General features: G+C 72.4%; 19 protein-coding genes. 9 read left to right on the plus strand and 10 right to left on the minus strand.

The window, feature by feature from the left end; all coding sequences use genetic code 11:
• Positions 1-10 precede the first annotated feature (10 nt).
• The 3 genes from KAK03_RS09115 to KAK03_RS09125 form a co-directional block, all read right to left on the minus strand.
• Positions 11-511 (minus strand): DUF1648 domain-containing protein, encoded by a 501-nt coding sequence (locus KAK03_RS09115; RefSeq protein WP_210853601.1) that lies wholly within the window; start codon positions 509-511, stop codon positions 11-13.
• A gap of 19 nt (positions 512-530) precedes the next feature.
• A complete protein-coding gene (locus KAK03_RS09120; RefSeq protein ID WP_210853603.1) occupies positions 531-1421 on the minus strand; it encodes an SPFH domain-containing protein in 891 nt (296 codons plus the stop codon).
• An 80-nt stretch (positions 1422-1501) separates the two neighbouring features.
• A complete protein-coding gene (locus tag KAK03_RS09125; RefSeq protein ID WP_210853605.1) occupies positions 1502-3643 on the minus strand; it encodes an acetyl-CoA hydrolase/transferase C-terminal domain-containing protein in 2142 nt (713 codons plus the stop codon).
• Positions 3644-3838: 195 nt separating this feature from the next.
• Between KAK03_RS09125 and KAK03_RS09130 the strand changes: the two genes are divergently transcribed.
• On the plus strand, positions 3839-4648 hold the full coding sequence (locus KAK03_RS09130; protein WP_210853606.1) for a GGDEF domain-containing protein: 810 nt from the start codon (positions 3839-3841) through the stop codon (positions 4646-4648).
• A gap of 12 nt (positions 4649-4660) precedes the next feature.
• Here the strand turns inward: KAK03_RS09130 and KAK03_RS09135 are convergent, their stop codons facing one another.
• The 6 genes from KAK03_RS09135 to KAK03_RS09160 are packed head-to-tail and all read right to left on the minus strand — an operon-like array spanning position 4661 to position 12024.
• On the minus strand, positions 4661-5431 hold the full coding sequence (locus tag KAK03_RS09135; RefSeq protein WP_210853608.1) for an oxygen-binding di-iron domain-containing protein: 771 nt from the start codon (positions 5429-5431) through the stop codon (positions 4661-4663).
• Positions 5432-5473: 42 nt separating this feature from the next.
• Positions 5474-6415 (minus strand): tRNA (adenosine(37)-N6)-dimethylallyltransferase MiaA, encoded by a 942-nt coding sequence (miaA, locus tag KAK03_RS09140; RefSeq protein ID WP_210853610.1) that lies wholly within the window; start codon positions 6413-6415, stop codon positions 5474-5476.
• On the minus strand, positions 6396-7631 hold the full coding sequence (locus KAK03_RS09145; protein ID WP_210853612.1) for a Bcr/CflA family efflux MFS transporter: 1236 nt from the start codon (positions 7629-7631) through the stop codon (positions 6396-6398). Before KAK03_RS09145 ends, miaA begins: the two co-directional genes overlap by 20 nt.
• Positions 7618-8985: a pseudouridine synthase gene (locus tag KAK03_RS09150; RefSeq protein ID WP_210853614.1), complete on the minus strand. Its 1368-nt coding sequence runs from the start codon at positions 8983-8985 to the stop codon at positions 7618-7620. The genes KAK03_RS09145 and KAK03_RS09150 overlap by 14 nt, the downstream gene beginning before the upstream one ends.
• A gap of 50 nt (positions 8986-9035) precedes the next feature.
• Positions 9036-10871: a DNA mismatch repair endonuclease MutL gene (gene mutL / locus KAK03_RS09155; RefSeq protein WP_210853616.1), complete on the minus strand. Its 1836-nt coding sequence runs from the start codon at positions 10869-10871 to the stop codon at positions 9036-9038.
• A gap of 22 nt (positions 10872-10893) precedes the next feature.
• Positions 10894-12024 (minus strand): ABC transporter substrate-binding protein, encoded by a 1131-nt coding sequence (locus tag KAK03_RS09160; RefSeq protein ID WP_210853618.1) that lies wholly within the window; start codon positions 12022-12024, stop codon positions 10894-10896.
• Between the two features lie 118 nt (positions 12025-12142).
• Between KAK03_RS09160 and KAK03_RS09165 the strand changes: the two genes are divergently transcribed.
• The 8 genes from KAK03_RS09165 to fae all read left to right on the plus strand — a co-directional run bounded on the left by KAK03_RS09165 (position 12143) and on the right by fae (position 19635).
• Entirely contained in the window at positions 12143-12781 is a 639-nt protein-coding gene (locus KAK03_RS09165; RefSeq protein ID WP_210853620.1) for a DedA family protein, read from the plus strand.
• A 142-nt stretch (positions 12782-12923) separates the two neighbouring features.
• Positions 12924-14036: a beta-ribofuranosylaminobenzene 5'-phosphate synthase family protein gene (locus tag KAK03_RS09170; RefSeq protein ID WP_210853622.1), complete on the plus strand. Its 1113-nt coding sequence runs from the start codon at positions 12924-12926 to the stop codon at positions 14034-14036.
• A gap of 45 nt (positions 14037-14081) precedes the next feature.
• Positions 14082-14984: an NAD(P)-dependent methylenetetrahydromethanopterin dehydrogenase gene (locus KAK03_RS09175; protein ID WP_210853624.1), complete on the plus strand. Its 903-nt coding sequence runs from the start codon at positions 14082-14084 to the stop codon at positions 14982-14984.
• Complete coding sequence (locus KAK03_RS09180) at positions 14981-16150, plus strand: ATP-grasp domain-containing protein (RefSeq protein ID WP_210853626.1); 1170 nt, start codon at positions 14981-14983, stop codon at positions 16148-16150. Before KAK03_RS09175 ends, KAK03_RS09180 begins: the two co-directional genes overlap by 4 nt.
• Positions 16147-17145, plus strand: coding sequence for a methenyltetrahydromethanopterin cyclohydrolase (mch, locus tag KAK03_RS09185; RefSeq protein WP_210853628.1), 999 nt, complete (start codon positions 16147-16149; stop codon positions 17143-17145). Before KAK03_RS09180 ends, mch begins: the two co-directional genes overlap by 4 nt.
• An 8-nt stretch (positions 17146-17153) precedes the next feature.
• Positions 17154-18077: an ATP-grasp domain-containing protein gene (locus tag KAK03_RS09190; protein WP_375140975.1), complete on the plus strand. Its 924-nt coding sequence runs from the start codon at positions 17154-17156 to the stop codon at positions 18075-18077.
• Positions 18078-18126: 49 nt separating this feature from the next.
• The gene (locus tag KAK03_RS09195) at positions 18127-19008 is read left to right on the plus strand and encodes a triphosphoribosyl-dephospho-CoA synthase (RefSeq protein WP_210853632.1); all 882 of its coding nucleotides are present in this window, start codon (positions 18127-18129) and stop codon (positions 19006-19008) included.
• Between the two features lie 117 nt (positions 19009-19125).
• Positions 19126-19635, plus strand: a complete 510-nt coding sequence (gene fae / locus KAK03_RS09200; RefSeq protein WP_210853831.1) for a formaldehyde-activating enzyme — start codon at positions 19126-19128, stop codon at positions 19633-19635.
• Positions 19636-19834: 199 nt separating this feature from the next.
• On the opposite strand, the gene folB is transcribed toward fae, so the two are convergent.
• Positions 19835-20317 (minus strand): dihydroneopterin aldolase, encoded by a 483-nt coding sequence (gene folB / locus KAK03_RS09205; protein WP_210853634.1) that lies wholly within the window; start codon positions 20315-20317, stop codon positions 19835-19837.
• Positions 20318-20465 lie beyond the last annotated feature (148 nt).

Genomic DNA, 20465 nt, shown 5'->3' on the forward strand with positions numbered 1-20465 from the left:
CTCCCTTGGCTCAGCGCGTGCGACCAAAGCGCAGGTTCAACTCGACCACCCAGGCCAGCATGCCCAGGATCAGCGCGCCGTGCAGGGCCAGCATCAGGCCCTGCGGCAGGTGCGGTGGTTGCAGCTTCTGCGCCTGGACGATCAGCAGGTGCAGGCCCAGCGGATAGGCGGCCAGCAGCGTCGCCATCACCTTGGCGCGCACCCCCATGGCCGCGAGCGTGTCAGCGCGGCGCTCGGGAGCCAGCCAGTAGGCCTTCTGGGGGATGCTCAGCCGCTGGCCCTCGCGCCCGGCCAGCAGGCCCATGCCGTAGCCCAGGGGCAGGGGCAGGCCCACGGCGAGCAGCGTCATCATCCACAGGTGCCGGTTGCGCTCACCGTAGCCGGTGGCTTCGCCCAGCGCGCCGAAACCCGTGGCGATCTGCGAGGGCAGCGCCAGGCCGGTCCCCCAGATCGCGGCGGCGGCTGCGGCCACCGTGGCCAGCAGCAGCGCATCGATCAGACGCGGGTTCATGGCGGCTCTCCACCGGGGGTCAGTTGTAGAGCGTGCCGGTGTTGACGATCGGCTGCGTGTCCTTGTCCGAGCACAGCACGACCAGCAGGTTGCTGACCATCGCGGCCTTGCGCTCGTCGTCGAGCTGCACGATCTCGCGCTCGGACAGGCCCTTGAGCGCCGCCTCGACCATGCTGACCGCGCCATGCACGATCTTGGTCCGCGCGGCGATCACCGCCTCGGCCTGCTGGCGCCGCAGCATCGCCTGGGCGATCTCGGGCGCATAGGCCAGATGGGTCAACTTGGCGTCCACCACGCGCACGCCGGCCGGCCCGAAGCGCTGCTGCAGTTCGGCCTGCAGCGCCTGCGCCACCTCGTCCAGGCTGCCGCGCAGCGTGGGCTCCTGGCCGGCGTCGGCGTCGGCGTCGCCGTCGTCATAGGCGTAGCGCGAGGCCAGGTGGCGCAGTGCGCTCTCGGCCTGCAAGGCGACGAAGCGCTCCACGTCATCCACCGAGAAACTGGCCTGCGCGGTGTCATGCACCTGCCAGACCACGGCCGCGGCGATCTCGACCGGGTTGCCGCGCTTGTCATTGACCTTCAGGGTGCTCATGTTGAGCGTGCGGGCGCGCAGCGACACGGTGCGCTTGAGCAGCAGCGGATTGCTCCAGCGCAGGCCTTCGCGGCGATCGGTGCCCTGGTACGCGCCGAACAGCATCAGCAGCGCGCCGGTGTTGGGCTGCAGCATGTACAGACCCGAGGCCAGAAGGACCGCCAGCACCACCGACACCCCCATGACCAGGAACGACCCGCGGTCATCGGCCAGCGGGAAGACCTGCCAGGCCGCGGTGCCCGCGAGCCCCGCGATCAGCAGCACGATGGGGTAGCCACTGGTGGTGGTCGCCGAGCGTTCGACGTGCTCCGAGCGGTCCATGAAGGTCTCCTGGATATCAGATCAAAGTGATATCACTTTAGGCCGGCTTTCAGCAGCCGTCAAGCCTCCTGGTTCGGCGCTCAGAGGTTGCCGGCGAACAGTTTGCGGATGAACAGCTGCTTGAAGTCGGTGGCCTCGTCCAGGCCCAGGCGCTGCAGATAGGCGGGCGGCGCCTCGCGGTTCTCCCACAGCGCCTTGAGCGCCAGCCGCACCAGATCCACCGGATGCTCGGTGGCCTTCTTCAGGCGCTTGAGGGCGCGCACGATGTGCAGCTCGTCGGCGGTCAGGTCGGTGCCGAAGGGGAAGTCGGGCAGGGCGCCGGCCTCGCTCCAGGGGTGGAGTCGGCTGTCGAGCGTGGCGGGCAGGTTGTGGCGGTGCGCCTCGGGCACCTGCCAGCCGGCCTCCAGCTTGCCGTGCGACTGCGCGGCACGGATCAGCTCGTCCTGGAAGCGCGAGTCGGCGATGCAGATCAGGCGCTTGACCACGTCGCCATCGGACTGCCCGCGCAGGTCGGCCACGCCGTACTCGGTGATGACGATGTCGCGCAGGTGGCGCGGGATGGTCGCGTGGCCATAGGACCAGACGATGCTGCTCTTCAGGCCGTCCCGGTGTTCATGGGTGGCGCGCAGCATCAGGATCGAGCGTGCGTCGGGCAGCGCATGCGCCATCGCCACGAAGTTGTACTGGCCGCCCACGCCCGAGACCACCTGACCGCTCTCCAGGCCGTCGGACACCGCCGCGCCCAGCAGCGTCACCATCATCGTGGTGTTGATGAACGAGGCCTGGCGGCGCTGGGCGCGCTTCAACTCCATCTCGCCGCGGTGCTGCCCGTAGAGCTGGTTGATGAAGTCGATGCGCGTCATGTCGATCTTCGCCAGCCGGCTGCGCGGCAGGTGGCGCAGGCGCTCGTAGAAGTCGCCCGGGCCGAGGAAGAAGCCGCCGGTCATGAACACGCCATGCGCCAGCCGCGTGCCCAGCCAGGCCGAGCAGATCGCCTCGAAGGCGTCGGCATCGTCCAGGTCGTTGCGCAGGCGGGTGTCGCCGTCAACGAGCTCATGCCCTTCGCGCCGCAGGCCGGCCTTCAGGATGCCGAAGCGGCCCAGGAACTCCAGGTCGCGCTGGCGCAGCGGCGAGTCGATGCGCCCGGCAGCCTGCAGCGCCCGCAGCGTGTCGGGGGTGACGGCCAGGTCGGGGATGCGGCCGGCGTTGATCAGCTCCTGCAGCACCGCGTCATCGAACACCTCGCGCCGCACGATGCCGGCTTCCATCAGCTGCAGGAAGCCGTTGACGAACATCTCCGAGCAGCCGTAGAGGCCTTGCTCGAAGCGGCCGGTCTCCCGGCCGTCCAGACCGTCGGGGCACAGCGTGGTCAGGATGCGGCGGTAGTCGGCCCCCTGGCGCTCGCGCAGGATCAGCGCCTGGGCGATCGCATCGCCCAGCGAGCCGATGCCGATCTGCAGCGTGCCGCCATCGCGCACCAGGCTGGAGGCGTGCAGGCCGATCGCATAGTCGGCGGTGCTGACCTTGCCATTGGGCGGCGCGAACAGCTCGTGGGTGCCGCGTGGGTCGGTGACCACGATGTCGAAGAAGTCCGGCCCCACCTCGGCATGGTTGGGCATGAAGGGCATGCGCTGGTTGACCACGCCCACCTTCAGCAGCGGCAGGCCCTGGGCGGCGTAGCGCTCGGCGATCTCGAAGGTGAGGTCGGGGTTGCTGGACAGCGACAGCTGCCAGTGGGCGCCTTCGCCGTCGCTGGCCACCGCCTGGGCGATCACGTTCATGCCCTGCAGCGCCATGTCGCGGGCAACGAAGGTGTAGTTGGTGCTGATGTAGCCCTGCTGGGCAGCGGCATTGCCCAGGTAGTCGCCGGTCTTCAGGAAGAACTCGCGCACCTCGATGTGGGCGGGCAGGGTGCCGGCGCGGCTGTCCTTCACGTAGTCCAGGTCGGGGTAGTCGGCGAACACGCGCTCGACCAGCGGCGCCAGGAAGTGCCGCTCCAGTTCGCTCTTGCCCACCGGTTTCTCCAGCGACAGCGCGGTGACGATGCGCAGCCGCCGCGTGTCCTGGGCCTTGAGCCGGCGGTAGAGCGCATTGACGAAGGGGTTGGGCTTGCCGATGCCCAGCGGGATGCCCAGCACGATGTCGCCGCTCACCCGGTCCAGCACCGCGTCCACCGCGCGGTCCAGGTCATCCATCACGAGGGGGGCGGCGGTCGGGCTCATGGTCTCCTTGTCTCGCGCCGGGTGGGCGCCTGGGGCGCAGTGTCGTGCACCGGCGCGGTGCGGGCCTTGACGCCGGGCAAGACCGGCGCCGGCGCGCCGGCCGTTGCCTTTGTCACGCGGGGGCGCGCCGAGATCGCCACAGCGCCACGGCTTTGTGATGCAATGTCTGCCTCGTCCACGAACGACCGTCGCATCTTGACCCGCTCGTCCACCGCCACCCCGCTGACACAACGCCTGGCCCTGGCGGCCATCCGCCTGGGCACCGGTGGGGCGTGGATCTTCGAGCTCAGCGTCGGCCTGGCCGTGGCGCTGGCGGTGGCCACGCTGCTGGTGCTGCTCGATGGCATGAGCTGGGGCACCGCGGTGCTGGCCGGTGTGCTGGCCCTGGTGCCGGCGCTGCTGGCCGGCGGGGTGGCCCTGCACCTGGCGCGGGCGCTGGCCGAATCACAGCAGCAGCGCGAGATGCTGATGCTTGACGAAGACCTCACCGGTGTCAGCTCGCGGCGCCAGTTCCTGCGCCTGGCCGAGCGCGAGTGGTCACGCTGCCGCCGCTACGGCGATGACGGCGCGCTGCTGCTGATCGACACCGACCACCTCAAGCGCATCAACGACGGCCTGGGCCTGCGCTGCGGCGACGCCGTGCTGCTGGAGGTCACCCGCCGCGTCAACGCCACGCTGCGCCAGTCCGACCTGCTGGGCCGCTTCGGCGGCGCCGAACTGGCGGTCTTCCTGCCCCACACCGACCCGCTGGGCGCACTGGACGCCGCCGAGCGCATCCGCCAGCAGGTGGCCGGCGCGGCCTTCCGCTGGGAGCAGTCGCACCTGGTGGTCACGGTCAGCGTGGGTGTGTCGGCGGTGCATGTCAACCAGGCCTCGCTCGACGCCCAGATCCAGGAAGCCGAGGCGGCACTGGAGCTGGCCAAGGACGCCGGCCGCAACTGCGTGCGCGCCGCCCCCATCATTCCGCGCCCCTCGGGCGAAACGGCGCCGGCCGCGCGCAGCTGAGGGCCGCGCCGATCAGGCCGGCACGCGGTAGGTCTGCGGGCCGACCAGGTCGATGCCGCAGGCCAGCGTGCGCACCCAGGCGATGAACTCCTTGACCGCCGGGCCGGCCAGCGGCGCGCCGTGCTGCGGCACGATCATGTCGATCGCCATCGGCTCGACCATGTCGGCCCACAGGCGCAGCACCTTGTTCGACACCATGTAGCGGCGGTGGAAGGCCTCCATGCGCGGCAGCAGCGGCGCCAGCGCGGTGGCCGGCTGCTTGGCGTCCTGGCCGCCGCCCAGCGACACACCCAGGTCACCCGAGAAAAGAATCCTGCTGATCGGGTCGTAGAACTGGAAGTTGCCTTCGGCGTGCAGGAAGTGCGCCGGCAGCGCGACCAGTTCGCTGTTGCCAATGGGAATGCGCATGCCGCTGTCCGGGATGCCCACCACGCGGCCGGCGGTCTTGCCCGGCTTGCAGAAGTGCGGCACGAAGCGCTCCCAGATGGTGGAGACGTAGATCTTGGCCTGCGTGGACGTGGTCCAGCGGTCCAGCGAGCCGATGATGTCCGGGTCGGCGTGCGAGGCCACGATCGCCGACAGCTTGTGCGGCGGAAAGTGCTGCGTCATCGTCAGGTACAGCTCGCTGTAGGCGAGGTTGCCGCCCGGGTCGATGATCGCGCCGGTGTCGTCGTTGACGACCAGGAACTGGTTGGACTGCACCGCCTCCGCCGCATGGTCATCGGCCAGGTCGGTGAACATGAGGCACTTGTGGCTGCCGTGTTGGTAGAGGGTGACGGGCATGCGGCACTGTAGCCGTTGACGCCGCCTTGCACTTGATCTTGGTTAAGGCGAAATCGCTTGCAGCGCGGCCTGGCACAGCGCGGTCGCGTCCAGCTGGTCGATCGGCAGCGCCTGCCGCGCCATGCCCCGCAGCCAGGTCAGCTGCCGCTTGGCCAGCTGGCGGGTGGCGGCCGCGCCCCGGATGGCCACGTCGGTGCGCAGCGCCGCGCCCGCCAGACCGGCGTCCAGCGCCTCCCAGGCCTGGCGGTAGCCGACGCAGCGCATCGAGGCCAGGCCCGGGTGCAGGTCGCCGCGCGCGCGCAGCGCCAGCACCTCGTCCAGCAGCCCGGCGTCCAGCATCTGGGCAAAGCGCTGGCCGATGCGGGCATGCAGCCAGGCGCGGTCCACGGGCTCCAGCGAGATCAGCTGGTGGGTCAGACCGCGGGAGCGCGGGCCGGTGTGGAAGGCCGACAGCGGCCGGCCGCTCTGGCGCCACACCTCCAGCGCGCGCTGGATGCGCTGGGCATCGGTGGCGTGCAGGCGCGCGGCGGTGACCGGGTCGACCTGGGCCAGCTCGGCGTGCAGGGCCGGCCAGCCGCGCTCGGCCGCCTCGGCGTCCAGCGCGGCGCGGATCGCCGGGTCGCTGGCCGGGATCTCGTCCAGGCCGTCGATCAGCGCCTTGAAGTACAGCATCGTGCCGCCCACCAGCAGCGGCAGGCGGCCGCGGGCGCGGATCTCGGCGATCAGCCGGGTGGCGTCCTGCACGAAGCGGGCGGCGGAGTAGGCCTCGGTCGGCTCGATCAGGTCGATCAGGTGGTGCGGCACCGCGGCGCGCTCGGCCGCGCTGGGCTTGGCGGTGCCGATGTCCATGCCGCGGTAGACCAGGGCCGAGTCGACGCTGACCACCTCCAGCGGCAGCCGCTCGGCCAGCGCCAGCGCCAGCGCGGTCTTGCCCGAGGCGGTCGGCCCGGCCAGGCCGACCCAGTCAATGGCCGGGTTCACCATGCCGGCGCACCAGCGTCCAGGCGATCAGGGCGGTCACCGCCGCCGGCACCGCCACGCCCCAGCCCAGCATCGCCAGCGAGCCGTCCAGCGCGCGGCCCAGCCACAGGCCCATGCCGAAGGCCACCAGCGCCAGGATGAAGCCGGCCAGCGCCGAGGCCGTGCCCGCGGCGCGCGGGAAGGGCGCCACCGCACCCACCTGGCCGCAGGGCTGGTGAAAGCCATGGCCCCAGCTGTACAGCCACTGCGCGCCGATCACCAGCGGCACCGAGCGCACATCGGCCAGGCCCAGCGCCAGCATCGACAGCCCGCCGGCCAGTGTGAAGAAGCCGCCCACCCAGGCCGCACCGGCCAGACCGCGCCGGGGCAGCAGGCGCCGGCAGTGGAAGGTGCCGGCGATGTAGGCCAGCGAGCAGGTGGCCAGCGTCACGCCGTACTGCGCGGTGCTCATGCCCAGCGTGCCGATGTAGACGAAGGAGGTGCCGGCCAGCAGCACGTACAGCCCGGCATAGGTGCTGGCCACCAGCAGCGCCCAGGCGCGAAAGCCCGGGTGCGCGGCGATCTCGGCCAGGCGGCGCAGCAGCGGGCCGGGCGCGGTGGCCTGCGGGTCGCGGCGCGGCGCGGTCTCGGGCAGCTTCAGCATCACGAAGACCAGGATCGCCGCGCTGCACAGCGACAGCGCCGTCATCGAGCTGCGCCAGCCGCCCCAGGCGGCCAGCAGCCCGCCCACGGTGGGCGAGGCAAAGGCGATCACTCCCAGGCCCGACAGGCCCTGGCTCATGACCGTGGCGCCCTGGTGCGGCTCGAACAGGTCGCGCACCATCGCCCGCGCACAGACCACCGAGGCCGCCAGCCCCACGCCCTGCACCGCGCGCAGCGCGATGAACACGACGATGTCGCCAGCCAGCGCCGCGCCGGCCGCGCCGGCGGCATGCAGCGCGAGCCCGCCCAGCAGCACCGGCCGGCGGCCGAAGCGGTCGGACAGCGGGCCCATCACCAGCTGGCCGGCGCCAAAGGCCAGCAGCAGCGCGGCCATCGTCATCTGCACCCGCTCCATCGGCGCGTCCAGGCCGGCCTTGAGCAGCGGCAGCGCCGGCAGATAGAGGTCGGTGGTGATCGGCTGCATGCCCAGCAGCAGGGCCAGCGCCAGCACCACCACCTGCGGCGGCAGCGCGCGGGCGGCGGCGTTCAGCGGGGCCGCCACCTCAGAAGCGTTCATCGTCACGCAGGTAGCGCCACTCACCCACCGGCAGCTTGCCCAGCACCACCGAGCCGATGCGTACCCGTTTGAGCGCCAGCACCTTCAGCCCGACCAGCTCGCACATGCGGCGGATCTGGCGCTTGCGGCCCTCGCGCAGCACGAAGCGCAACTGGTCTTCGTTGGCCCAGCTGACCTTGGCGGGCTTGAGCTTCACGCCGTCGAGCTCCAGGCCATGGTTCAGGCGCTGCAGGTCGGCCTCGGGCAGCTGCTCGCCGCGGGTGTATTCCACCCGCACCAGGTACTCCTTTTCGACGGTCGAGTCGTCGCCGATCAGGTGCTTGGCGATGCGGCCGTCCTGGGTCAGCACCAGCAGGCCGGTGGAGTCGATGTCCAGCCGACCGGCCGGCGCCAGGCCGCGCGCATGGCCCGGATGGAAGGGCTTGCGCGCCGGGTCGTCGGCCCAGTGGTTGGCCGGCGTGACCAGCACGCTGGCGGGCTCATAACCGTCCTCGGCCTGGCCGGACACATAGCCGATCGGCTTGTGCAGCAGGATCGTCACCCGTTTGGCCTGCTGGGTGCGGGCGGCGGGGTCGATCTCGATCGCGGCGTCGGGCGCCACGCGCTGGCCCAGCGTGGCCATCTGGCCGCCCACCTTCACCCAGCCGGCCTCGATCCATTCGTCGGCCTCGCGGCGCGAGGCCAGGCCGCGCTCGGCCAGGACCTTGGACAGGCGCTCGCCGGCGCCCTCGGGCGCCAGGCGAGGCGGCACCACTCGCTCACCGGCCGCCGGGTCGCGGCGCGGGCGGTCGGTGCGCGGGCGAAACTCGTCGCGCCCCTCGGGCCATCCCTCTGGCCGCGCCTCGCGCGGCGGGCGCGGGTTGGGCGGGCGGCCCGGGCGGTCGCCGCGCTCGGCTCGGGGGTCGCGTTCCTCGCGGCGCGGGCCGCGGGGTTCGGCCCGGGCGCCTTCGCGACCTTCAGGCCGTGGGCCGTCGCGCCGTTCCGGCCTCGGGCCATCACGTCGTTCAGGGCGGGGGCCATCACGCCGCTCGGGCCGCGGACCATCGCGCCACTCGGGGCGCGGGCCGTCGCGCCGATCCCCCTGCGGAGGGCCGCGGCGGTCGTCGCGGGGCGCGGTGTTCCGGTCATTGCGGCGCTCATCTCGGCGATCGTCGCGGCGGGGCGGGCGGCCATCGTGGTGCGGCGGGCGACGATCGTCACCACGCGGTCCCCCCTCGCTGCGGGGCGCGTAGCTGACCTTGACGGCCGGGTCGACCACCACGGTGGGCTCGGTCGGGGCGGGTGTGTCGGGCGTGGCGGCCGGGCTGGCTGCGGCGCGGCGCGGCTTGCGCTGGATGTCGCGTTCGGAACGCATCGGGAACCTTCGTCGGGGCGGGGCCGCGGCGGGCCCAATCGCGTATTGTCTCAGCGACCGCGCAGGAACAGGGCGTCGAGCTCTTTCATCGACACCTGCCGCCAGGTCGGGCGGCCGTGGTTGCACTGGTCGGCCCGCTCGGTGGCCTCCATCTGACGCAGCAGGGCGTTCATTTCCTCCAGCGTCAGCCGGCGGTTGGCGCGCACCGCGCCGTGGCAGGCCATGGTGGCCAGCAGCTCGTCGCGGGCGCGGGTGAGCAGGTGGCCGGCATCCGCCTCGGCCAGCTCGGTCAGCTCGCGCAGCACCGAACGCGCCAGCTCCACCGGGTCGGCGTCGGGCAGGGCCGCCGGGCGGCTGCGCACCGCCAGCCGGCCCGGGCCCAGCGCGGACAGGTCCAGGCCCAGCGCCTGCAGTTCGTCGGCGCGGGCTTCGGCGGTGGCCACCTCGGTGGGCGTGGCGGCGAAGGTGGCCGGGATCAGCAGCGGTTGGGCGGCCAGCGCCGCCTGGTCGGCCGCGGCCTTCAGGCGTTCGTAGACGATGCGCTCGTGCGCCGCGTGCATGTCGACCACCACCAGGCCCTGGGCGTTCTCGGCCAGGATGTAGACGCCGGCCAGCTGGCCCAGCGCGCGGCCCAGCGGCCAGTCGTGTTCAGGGGTTGGCGCGGGCACCGACGCGCTGGGTTCAGCGGCCAGCAGCCGCGTCGCGCCGGTCTCGACCGGCAGCGGGGTCCGCGGCTCGGGGGCGTAGAGCGCGCCCAGATCGGCCAGCGAGAGGCGCGATTGATGGGCGGTGGGTGGCAGGCCGGCGAAGCGAAAGCCGCTGCCGGCCACCAGGGTCTCGGGCAGGGTGATCGGCGCGGGCGCGGCCACGATCGGCGCCGCACCGCCCGGCGCGGCCAGCGCCTGCGTCACCGCGCGCCGCACCGCGGCGTAGACCTCGCCCGAATCGCGAAAGCGCACCTCGATCTTGGTCGGGTGAACGTTGACGTCCACCCGCGTGGGGTCGATGTCGATGAACAGCACATAGACCGGCTGGCGCTGGCCATGCAGCACGTCTTCATAGGCGCTGCGCAGCGCATGCTGGACCAGCTTGTCGCGCACGAAGCGGCCGTTGACATAGCAGAACTGCTGGTCGGCGCGGGCGCGGGCGGCCTCGGGCAGGCCGACGCGGCCGATCAGGCGCATCGGGCCGGCCTGCACGTCCATCGCGCGGCTCTGGGCCAGGAAGTCCTCGCCCAGGATGTCGGCAAAGCGCTGCTCGTGGCTGCCGCGCTTCCACTGCTCGACCAGCTTGCCCTCGTGCCAGACCGCGAAGCCCACGTCGGGCCGGGCCAGCGCGTGGCGACGCACGGCTTCCACCGCGTGGGCCAGCTCGGTGGCTTCGCTCTTCAGGAACTTGCGCCGCGCCGGCGTGCTGAAGAACAGCTCGCGCACCTCGATGCTGGTGCCCTGGGCGCGCGCCGCCGGCGCCAGCTCGCCACTGCGGGCGTCCAGGCGCTGGGCATGGGCGGCGTCGGCGGGGCGGCTGACGATGGCGGTCTCGGAGACCGAGGCAATGGCCGCCAGTGCCTCGCCCCGGAACCCCATCGTCGACACGCCTTCCAGCTCTTCCAGCGTGCGGATCTTGCTGGTGGCATGACGGCGCAGCGCCAGCGGCAGCTCCTCGGGCGGAATGCCGCAGCCGTCGTCCTCCACCACGATGGCGCGGATGCCGCCCGCCACCAGGCGCACCGTGACCTGCGTGGCGCCGGCGTCCAGCGCGTTGTCCACCAGCTCGCGCACCACCGAGGCGGGCCGCTCGACCACCTCGCCGGCGGCGATCTGGCTGACGAGCTCGTCGGGCAGTTCGCGGATCGGGCGGCGGGGCGGGGCGGCGGTCTCGGTCATCGCCGGATTGTAGAAAGCCGCCTCAGCGCAGGAACTTCCCCTGGGCATTGACCTGCACCAGCTCGACGAAGCGCGAGCCGGTGGCGTCATCGCTGAAGTCCAGGTCCAGCCCGCCGACGCGGCCCTTGAAGCCGCGCATCACCGTGTGCAGGCCGGCGCGGGTGGGCTCCTTGCCGCAGCGGCGCAGCGCCTCCAGCAGCACCAGGGCGTTCAGGTAGCCCTCGTAGCTGGTGTAGCTCACAGGGGTCTTGGCGGCGTCGCACAGCTGCTGGAACTGGCGCGCGGTGGGGTCGGCGCCGCTCCAGGGGTAGGGCACGGTCTGGCAGATCGCCAGCCCGCGCAGCCGCGCGCCCAGCGTGGCCGCGACCTTTTCGCCGGCCACGGTGGACATGCCGTAGAAGCTGGGGCTGCGGCCCTTGGCCCACAGACCCTCCATCAGCTGGGCCACCGGCGGGCCCGAGAGGAACATCACCACCGCCTGGGGATCCAGCCTGGCCAGGGTGTCCACCGCCTGGGCCAGCTGGCTGCCGTCATTGCCCACGGCCACCGCCCCCAGCAGGTCCTTGCCGCTGCGCTTCTTCAGCGCCTGCTGGACCAGGGCCAGCACTTCGGTGCCGCCCGGGTTGTCCAGATGGGCCACCGCCAGGCGCTCGACGCCCAGCGTGCTCAGGTGCTGCACCAGCTTCTCGGCCTCACGGCCGTAGCCGGCGCGGATGAAGTAGGCCGCCCCGCGCGCCTTCTGGCGCACGCTGTCGGCCACCGCGAAGTTGCCCACCAGGGGCACGCCGGTGTCGCGCAGCAGCGGGGTGACCGCGGCGATCGTGCCCGAGCCGACGCCGCCGAAGAAGGCGAACACCCCCGGGTCCTGCAGCAGGGTGCGGTAGTTGCGCTGGGCCTGGTCGGGCTTGAGTTCGTCGTCCAGCGAGACCAGCCGGACCTGCCGGCCACCGATGCCGCCGCGCGCATTGGCATCGGCCAGGGCCAGCGCGGCGCCGGCATTGAACATCTGCAGCGACAGCCCCAGCGGGCCGCTGAGCACGGCGCTCTGGCCGATCAGGATCTCGCGCTCGCTGACACCCGGCTCGGCCGCCCGGCTCCAGGCGGGCCAGGCCGCCGCCAACGCGGCCAGGGCCGCCTCCCGTCGTCGCCACATGCGTGGGTGTTCCTTGGTGAATCAGCGCCGGACAGACGGCGCGTTGGGTCCAGTGTCGGTAACGCCTGCCGGCTTGGGCATCAGGGTTGCCACGGAGCCGCTGGCGATAATGCGGCGGATGGATCTGCTTGCCCTGCTGGTCGACTTCGTGCTGCATGTCGACGTTCACCTTGCCCAGTTCGTCACCCAGTACGGCGCCTGGGTCTACGCCCTGCTGTTCCTGATCATCTTCGTCGAGACCGGCGTGGTGGTGATGCCCTTCCTGCCGGGCGATTCGCTGCTGTTCGTGGTGGGCGCGCTGTGTGGCGCCGGCCTGATGCAGTACCAGCTGGCGGTGCCGTTGATGCTGGTGGCGGCCGTGGCCGGCAACCAGAGCAACTACACGATCGGCCGGGCGCTGGGCCCCAAGGTCTTCCAGTGGGAGAACTCGCGCTTCTTCAACCGCCGCGCCTTCGACCAGGCGCACGCCTTCTATGAGCGCTACGGCGGCATCACCATCGTCATCGCCCGCTTCATGCCGTTCCTGCGCACCTTCGCGCCCTTCGTGGCCGGGGTGGCGCAGATGACCCGCAGCCGCTTCACCTTCTTCGACGTCACCGGCGGCACGCTGTGGGTGGTGGGCGTGACCAGCGCCGGCTACTTCTTCGGCCACCTGCCCTGGGTGAAGGAGAACCTGGACAAGATCATCTGGGCGATGATCTTCATCCCCGGCGGTCTGGCCCTGCTGGGCGCCTGGCGGGCCCGCCGCAAGGCGTGACAGATTGTCCCCGCCGCGGGTCAGGCGGGCGGCCGCGGGGCGGGGTGGCCGGCGGGCCCGCGGGCGGCCTGCCGCCGGGCGTGGATGGCCACCGCGGGACATCCCTGAGCGCATGGGAACACCCTTTGCTTACCGTCTGTGCATGACCGCGTCCGCCGACCCCGCCACGCCCCGCCTCGTCAGCGTCGACGCACCTGGGCGCTTGCACCTGGGCTTTCTGGATCCGTCCGCCTCGCTGGGGCGTCGTTTCGGCAGCCTGGGCCTGGTGCTGGACGACTGGGTCACCCGGGTGGAGCTGCGCGCTGCGCCGGGCGCCACCGACCTCTTCACCGCCGACACCCCCGAGGCCCGCGCCGAACTGCCCCGCGCAGAGGCCCATCTGGCAGCACTGAAGTTGCGCACCGGCCAGCCCGCGCCGCTGCACCTGCATCTGGCCCGGGTGCTGCCGGCGCATGCTGGCCTGGGCTCGGGCACCCAGCTGGCGCTGGCGGTGGGGCGGGCCTTTGCCCGCTGGCACCAGCTGAGCCTGTCCACCGCCACGCTGGCCCATGGCCTGGGCCGGGGCCTGCGCTCGGGCATCGGCATCGGCGGCTTCGACCAGGGCGGTCTGCTGCTGGACGGCGGGCCGGGCGCCGATGGTCAGCCGGCGCCCGTGCTGGCGCGGGTGGCGCTGCCGCCGAACTGGCGGGTGCTGCTGGCCATCGAGCCGGGCGCGCGCGGCCTGTCAGGGGCCGAAGAACGCGCCGCGCTGGCCCGGCTGGCGCCGCTGCCGGCCGCGGCCGCGGCCGAGATCTGTCACCAGACGCTGATGCGTGTGCTGCCCGGCGCCACCCAGGGGGATTTCCTGGCCTTTGCGATGGGCGTGGGCCGGATCCAGCAGATCGTCGGCGACCACTTCGCGCCGGCGCAGGACGGCGAGGCCTACACCCGACCCGCGATCGGCCGCCTGATGCGCTGGCTCGAGGCGCATGCCCCGGCCTTCACCAGCGAGCCGGTGGGGGTGGGCCAGAGCTCCTGGGGCCCCACGTCCTTCGCCTTCGTCAGCCGGCCCGAGCATGGCCAGGCCTTGATCGCCGCGGCCCGCGCGGCGGGTGCGCTGGCCCAGGGCCTGCAGCTGGTGATGGTGCGTCCGCGCGACCATGGCGCCCTGGTCAGCGACAGCGCTGACACCGCCCACCGTGCACCCAGCCGACCCAGCGCCGAGAGCCTGTGGCGCTGGCAACAGACCGAGCAGGCGCCCTGGCGCCTGCACTGACCGCTTTCAACGACTGTCGCGGCGCTCCCACGCGCCCCTTGAGCCATGGAACGTCCCTACATCCTGCACATGTTCACCCCGGGCCGCCAGATGAGCCCCTTCGATGTCAACATGGCCGCTGATGCCGGCTACCAGGTGCTGGCGCCCTACACCGATGTCACGCTCGACGCGGTGCGCGGCCTGACCCAGGACGCAATCTTCTCGCGCAGCCCCAAGGGCCTGGCGCGCACCGCCATCTTCATCGGCGGCCGCGACGCGGTGCTGGCGGCCGACATGCTGGAGCGGGCGCAGCAGGCGATGGTGCCGCCGTTCACGGTCTCGCTGATGGCCGATCCCAGCGGCTCGTACACCACCGCCGCGGCGATGGTGGCGGCGGTCGAGGCCGAACTGGTCGCGATGGGGGCGGGCGGCCTGACGGGCCAGCGCGTGGTGGTGCTGGGCGGCACCGGCCCGGTCGGCCGCATTGCCGGCGTGATGGCGGCCATGGCGGGCGCCAACGTGGCGCTGTCCAGCCGCAACGGCATCGACGTCGCCGAAGAGGCGGCGCAGCAGACCGGCCAGCGCTTCGGCGTCACGCTGCATGGCATCTCGGGGGGTGACCGCGACGCGGTGCGCCGCTCGATCGCCGACGCCGATGTCATCCTGGCCACGGCCGCTGCGGGCGTGCAGGTGGTCTCGGCCGAGGACCTGACGGCGGCCACGCGGCTGAAGGTGGCCGCCGACGTCAACGCCGTGCCGCCTGAAGGCATCGCCGGGGTGGGCGTGATGGACAAGGGCACGCCGGTGGCCGGCACCCAGGCCCGCGGCCTGGGCGCACTGGCGATCGGCAACGTCAAGTACCAGACCCAGCAGCGCCTGCTGCGCTCGATGAACGAATCCGCCGAGCCGGTCGTGCTGGGCTTCGCCGAGGCCTTCGAGGCCGCGCGGGCCCTGCTGCGCCAGGCATGACGGTGCACGGTCCGCTGGCGCTGGCGGGCCTGTCGGTCCGGGCGGCGGCGCAGGCGGCCCGGCGCGACGGCCTGCGCGTGCTGGCGCTGGACCTGTTCGGTGACGCCGACACCTGCGAGGCGGCCGAGGCCTGGCGCCCGCTGGGCGACCCGGCGCGGCCGCAGATCGACGGCGAGCGCCTGCTGGCGCTGCTGGCACGGTGCCGCGACGAGCTGGCCGGCTGGTGGCCCGGCAGCGGCTTCGAGGACCGCGCCGACCTGCTGGAGGCCGGCAGCGCGCTGTGCCCGCTGCTGGGCACGCCGGCCCAGGGCTGGCGCCGGCTGGCCGATCCACGGGCCTTCTTCGAGCGCCTGGACGCCTGGGGCATCGCCCACCCGGAGGTGGTGTTCCAGCGGCCCGTGCCGGCGCTGGGCTGGCTGCGCAAGCGCGGCGGCAGCCGCGGCGGCGAGCATGTGCAGCCGGCCGATGTGACGGCGGCCGAACCGGCCGACACGGCTGCGGCCGAACTGGCCGACGGCCCCTGGTACTGGCAGCGCTGGCAGGACGGCGCGCCGATGTCGATGACCCTGCTGTGCGCCGCGCCCGGCCGCGCCTGCGTGCTGGGCCTGAACCGCCAGTGGCACCAGCCGCAGGCGGGCCAGCCCTTTGCCTATGGCGGCGTGCTGGGACCGGTGGGCCTGCCTGGCCGCGCGAGCAGCCTGTTGCAGGGCGTGGCCGAGCGCCTGGCCGCCGCCTTCGAGCTGCGCGGCGTGGTGGGGGTCGATTTCATCTGGCACGAGGACAGCGCTTGGGTCCTGGAGGTCAACCCCCGCTGGCCAGCCAGTGCCGGCCTGTATGCGCCCCAGGGCGGCCTGGTGCGGGCTCACCTGCAGGCCTGCCTGCATGGCCGCCTGCCGGCGCCGGCCCAGGTGGCGGCCTGGCAGCCGCCGCGCCTGCGCGGGCTGCAACTGCTGCGTCTGGCGCATGACGCCCAGCTTGACGCCGCCACGGTGGCGCGGTGGGCGCGCCAGCCGGATGTCCATGACCGCCCGTCGGCCGCGATGCGCTTGCCGGCCGGCGCCCCTGTGTGTACCGTCAGTGCCGAGGCCGACGACGAAGCGGCGCTGCGCCGCCAACTTGACGCCCGCTGCGCCGCACTGGCCTCGACCCTGGAGACCCCCGCATGAGTTCCACGACCAGCCACCGCGCCTGGCCCAGCCCCAACGACCTGGCCGTGCCCCTGGTGGCCCAACTGCTGCAGGACGCCGAGCGCCTGGGCGTGTGCTGGACCCGCGACGAGCGCGGTACCTGCATCGTGGACGCCGGCATCGACGCCCCGGGCAGCATCGCCGCGGGCCTGCTCATCGGTCGCATCTGCATGGGCGGCCTGGGCGAGGTCTCGCTGGTCACCGACGGCCGCCACGGCTGGGCCAACTGGCTGCAGGTCAGCAGCCCGCAGCCCGTGCTGGCCTGCCTGGGCAGCCAGTACGCCGGCTGGAGCCTGGCCGCCAGCAAGGAGGAGACTGGCGGCAAGAAGTTCTTTGCCCTGGGATCCGGCCCGGCACGGGCGCTGGCAGCCAAGGAGAAGCTGTTCGACGAGCTGGCCTGGCGTGATGCCGCTGGCAGCGGCGTGCTGGTGCTGGAGGTCGATCGCGCGCCGCCGCGGGTGGTGATCGACAAGGTGCTGCGCGACACCGGCCTGGCGCCCGAGGCGCTGACCATCGTGCTCACCCCCACCAGCAGCCGCGCCGGCACCACCCAGGTGGTGGCCCGGGTGCTGGAGGTGGCGCTGCACAAGGCGCATGAGCTGGGGTTTGCGCTGGACGACATCGTCGACGGCACCGCCAGTGCGCCGCTGCCGTCGCCCACCGCCGACGGTGCGCAGGCCATGGGCCGCACCAACGACGCCATCCTCTACGGTGGCCTGGTCACGCTGTCGGTCAACGGCGAGGTCGAGGCGGCGCGGTCGCTGGCCCAGCGCCTGCCCTCGGGCACCTCGCGCGACTACGGCAAGCCCTTCGCCGACATCTTCTCGGCCGCCGGCTACGACTTCTACAAGATCGATCCGGCGCTGTTCGCTCCGGCCGCGGTGGTGGTGCAGCACCTGCCCAGTGGCCGCAGCTTCGAGGCCGGTCGGCTGGACATGCCGGTGCTGCTGCAGGGCTGGCGCGAGGCGGCCTGAGCATGACGATGCGCGTGGCGATCATGACCGACGAGGTCGGCTGGCACACCCGCCAGCTGCAGGCGGCGCTGCGCGCACGCGGCGCCCAGGGCCGCTGCCTGGACCTGGCCGACTGCGGCATCGACACCAGCGCCTCGCACCACGGCCTGCGCCTGCCTGGCTTCGAGCGCGCGCTGCCCGAGGCGGTGATCGTGCGCGGCATCGCCGGCGGCAGCTTCGAGCAGGTCACGCAGCGCCTGGGCGTGCTGCACGTGCTGCGTGAGCTGGGTGTGCCGGTCTACAACGATGCCCGTGCGATCGAGCGCACCGTGGACAAGGCGATGACCACGCTGCTGCTGCACGCCGCCGGCCTGCCCACACCGCCCACCTGGACCTCGGAGAGCGAGGCCGTGACGCGCCGCATCGTCGCCCGTGAGGCCGCGGCCGGCCACGCGCTGGTGCTCAAGCCGCTGTTCGGCTCGCAGGGGCGGGGTCTGGTGCGGGTGGGCCAGGTCGAGGGGAGCTTCGAGCCACTGCCCAGCCTGGCCGGGCCGCCCTTCAACGGCCTGGCCTACCTGCAGCGCTGGGTGCCACCGCTGTCCGAGCCGGGTTTCGACTGGCGCGTGCTGGTGATCGGTGGCCAGGCCCGCGCGGCCATGCAGCGCGTCAGCGGCCACTGGATCCACAACATCAAGCAGGGCGCGCGGCCGGTGGCGGCGGCGCTGACGCCCGAGCTGGCCGATCTGGCCGAGCGCGCCTCGGCGGCGCTGGGTCTGGACTATGCCGGTGTCGACATCCTGCCCACCCGGGACGGTCTGACCGTGCTGGAGGTCAACGGCATCGCCGCCTGGCAGGGTCTGCAGCGGGTGACCGGCTTCTCCATCGCCCAAGCGCTGGTGGACGACCTGCTGGCGCGACGCTGCGCCGATCGCAGCGCCGCGCGGCGCGCATGAGTCCCCTCCCGCTCCGCCAGCGGGCGCCTGTCGCAGGCCGGGGCGGGCCATGAGCGCCCGCATCGAGGCCGCCTGGCGCCGCGCCTGCGCCTGGGACGTGGCCGCCCGCAAGCCCGGCAACGTCAGCCATGCCAGCGACGGCCACCGCATGACGGCCGCGCAGTTCCTGGACAGTGCCGACGCCGCGGCCGCCGCGCTGGCCCGTCCGGGCGGGTCGGTGGGCGAGGGCATCGAGGCGGCGGTCGACGCCACCTGGGCGCGGGTGGGCTGCAACACCAACCTGGGCATCGTGCTGCTGTGCGTGCCGCTGGCCCAGGCCTGGCGGTGCCTGCCCGCCGGTGCGGCCGATCACACCGCGCTGCGCCTGGCGCTGGGCGCAGTGCTGGCCGAGCTGACGCCGCAGGACAGCGCCGCGGCCTACCGCGCCATCCGCCGGGCCAATCCGGGCGGTCTGGGCCATGCCGACGACGAGGACGTGCACCAGGAACCCACGCTGGACCTGCGCGCCGCGATGAGCCTGGCCGCTGACCGCGACCGCATTGCCCGCCAGTACCGCGACGGCTTTGCCGAACTGTTCAGCCTGGGCCTGGACGCGCTGGGCGGGGCCGACCTGGGCGTGGGTGCGCCGCAGGGTCCGCGCGAAGACGCCGCCGCCGAGGCGGTGCAGCGCGTCTTCCTGGCCTGGCTGGCCTCGGCGCCCGATGCACATATTGTCCGCAAGCACGGTGCGGCGGTGGCACAGTGTGTCATGAACGATGCCAGTCGGTGGCTGCAGCGCCCCGCCGCCGGGCGCAGTCTGGACGCCGATCCGGGCTGGCGCGCCTGGGATGAGCAGCTGAAACAGCAGGGCATCAACCCCGGCACCAGCGCCGATCTCACCGTGGCCACGCTGTTCCTGCACGGTCTGATCGACCGCCGCGGGGCACCCTAGGGATAGCCCGGGGCGCCTGGCGCCCCGACGTGGCATGGAACGTGATTCCATGTTGACCAGCGCCGGCGGATGAGCCCCGGCGTCGTCAACACAGGAACAGCACAGGAGACTGACAATATGGCCAAGATCGATCGCATGCTGGTGGGCGAATCGCTCGTGGGCGATGGCAATGAGGTGGCTCACATCGACCTCATCATCGGCCCGCGTGGCAGCGCCGCTGAAACCGCGTTCGCGAACTGCCTGACCAACAACAAGGACGGTTTCACCTCGCTGCTGGCGGTGGTGGCCCCGAACCTGCTGTGCAAGCCGGCAACCGTGATGTTCAACAAGGTCACCATCAAGGGCGCCAAGCAGGCCGTCCAGATGTTCGGCCCGGCCCAGCGTGGCGTCGCCATGGCGGTGGCCGACTGCGTCGAGGATGGCACCATCCCCGCCGACGAAGCCGACAACCTGTTCATCTCGGTCGGCGTCTTCATCCACTGGCTGGCCGAAGACGACAAGAAGATCCAGGACTACAACTACGCTGCGGTCAAGGAGTCGATCAAGCGCGCCGTCGCCGGCACGCCGACCGCCGCGGAAGTGGTGGCCAAGAAGGGTGGCGCGTCGCACCCGTTCGCCGCCAACTGACCTGCTTGAGGCCGCCGCCTGTCTGGCAGGCGCGGCCTGCGTTGCGAGCACGCAAGGGGGCCTTGCGAGCGCCCGGGGGTCATCCGGGTTGCATGACCGGTCAGCACCGCTGACCGGTTCTTTTTTGCGCCCTGCGCGCTCCTTGCCGATGAAAAAGGGCCCCGCATCTGCAGGGCCCGGAGGCGTCAGGGTGAGCCGTTCAGGACTTGGCCGGCACCATGCCCGAGCCGATCCAGCGCAGCACCTGGGCACTGCGGCCACCGGCGGCGCGCGACGAGGCGGCACCGGCGCGGCGCTCGATCTGCACGCCCACCGCATCGAGGTCCTCGAACTTGTTCGGCTTCACCACCTTGACCCGCACCCACTGGGCACCGAAATCGTGGATCAGCATCTGCGCAATCTGCTCCGCCAGTGCTTCGAGCAACGTGACACCATGGTGAAGCATCAGGCCGTGCAGGCGTTCACGCACCACGCTGTAGTCGATGGTGTCGGCGATGCGGTCGCTGTCGCAGGCGTCGGCGTGCGGCACGCCGGCGTGCAGGTCAATCACCAGCGGCTGCGGGCGATGCAGTTCGCTGTCGTGGATGCCGATCACGGTCTGCACGCGCAGGCCTTCGATGAAGATCAGGTCCAGGGCCTGGGGTTCGGCGGTGCCGTGGGCTTGGGGCAGGGCGGCAAGCATGTCGGGGGATGTCTCCGGTCGGGTTCCTGGTTCCAGGGTTCGGCGGTGTCGAGGCAAGTTCCAAGCCACCGGCGGCACCGGCGTTTATCGGCTGGCCGGGCCTTGATTTCAGTCCATCAACATCGGGGGTTTCACCGGCGTGGTCGTT

Origin of the sequence: Ideonella alba, from assembly GCF_018069845.1 — a bacterium.
Classification (GTDB): Bacteria; Pseudomonadota; Gammaproteobacteria; order Burkholderiales; family Burkholderiaceae_C; genus Ideonella; species Ideonella alba.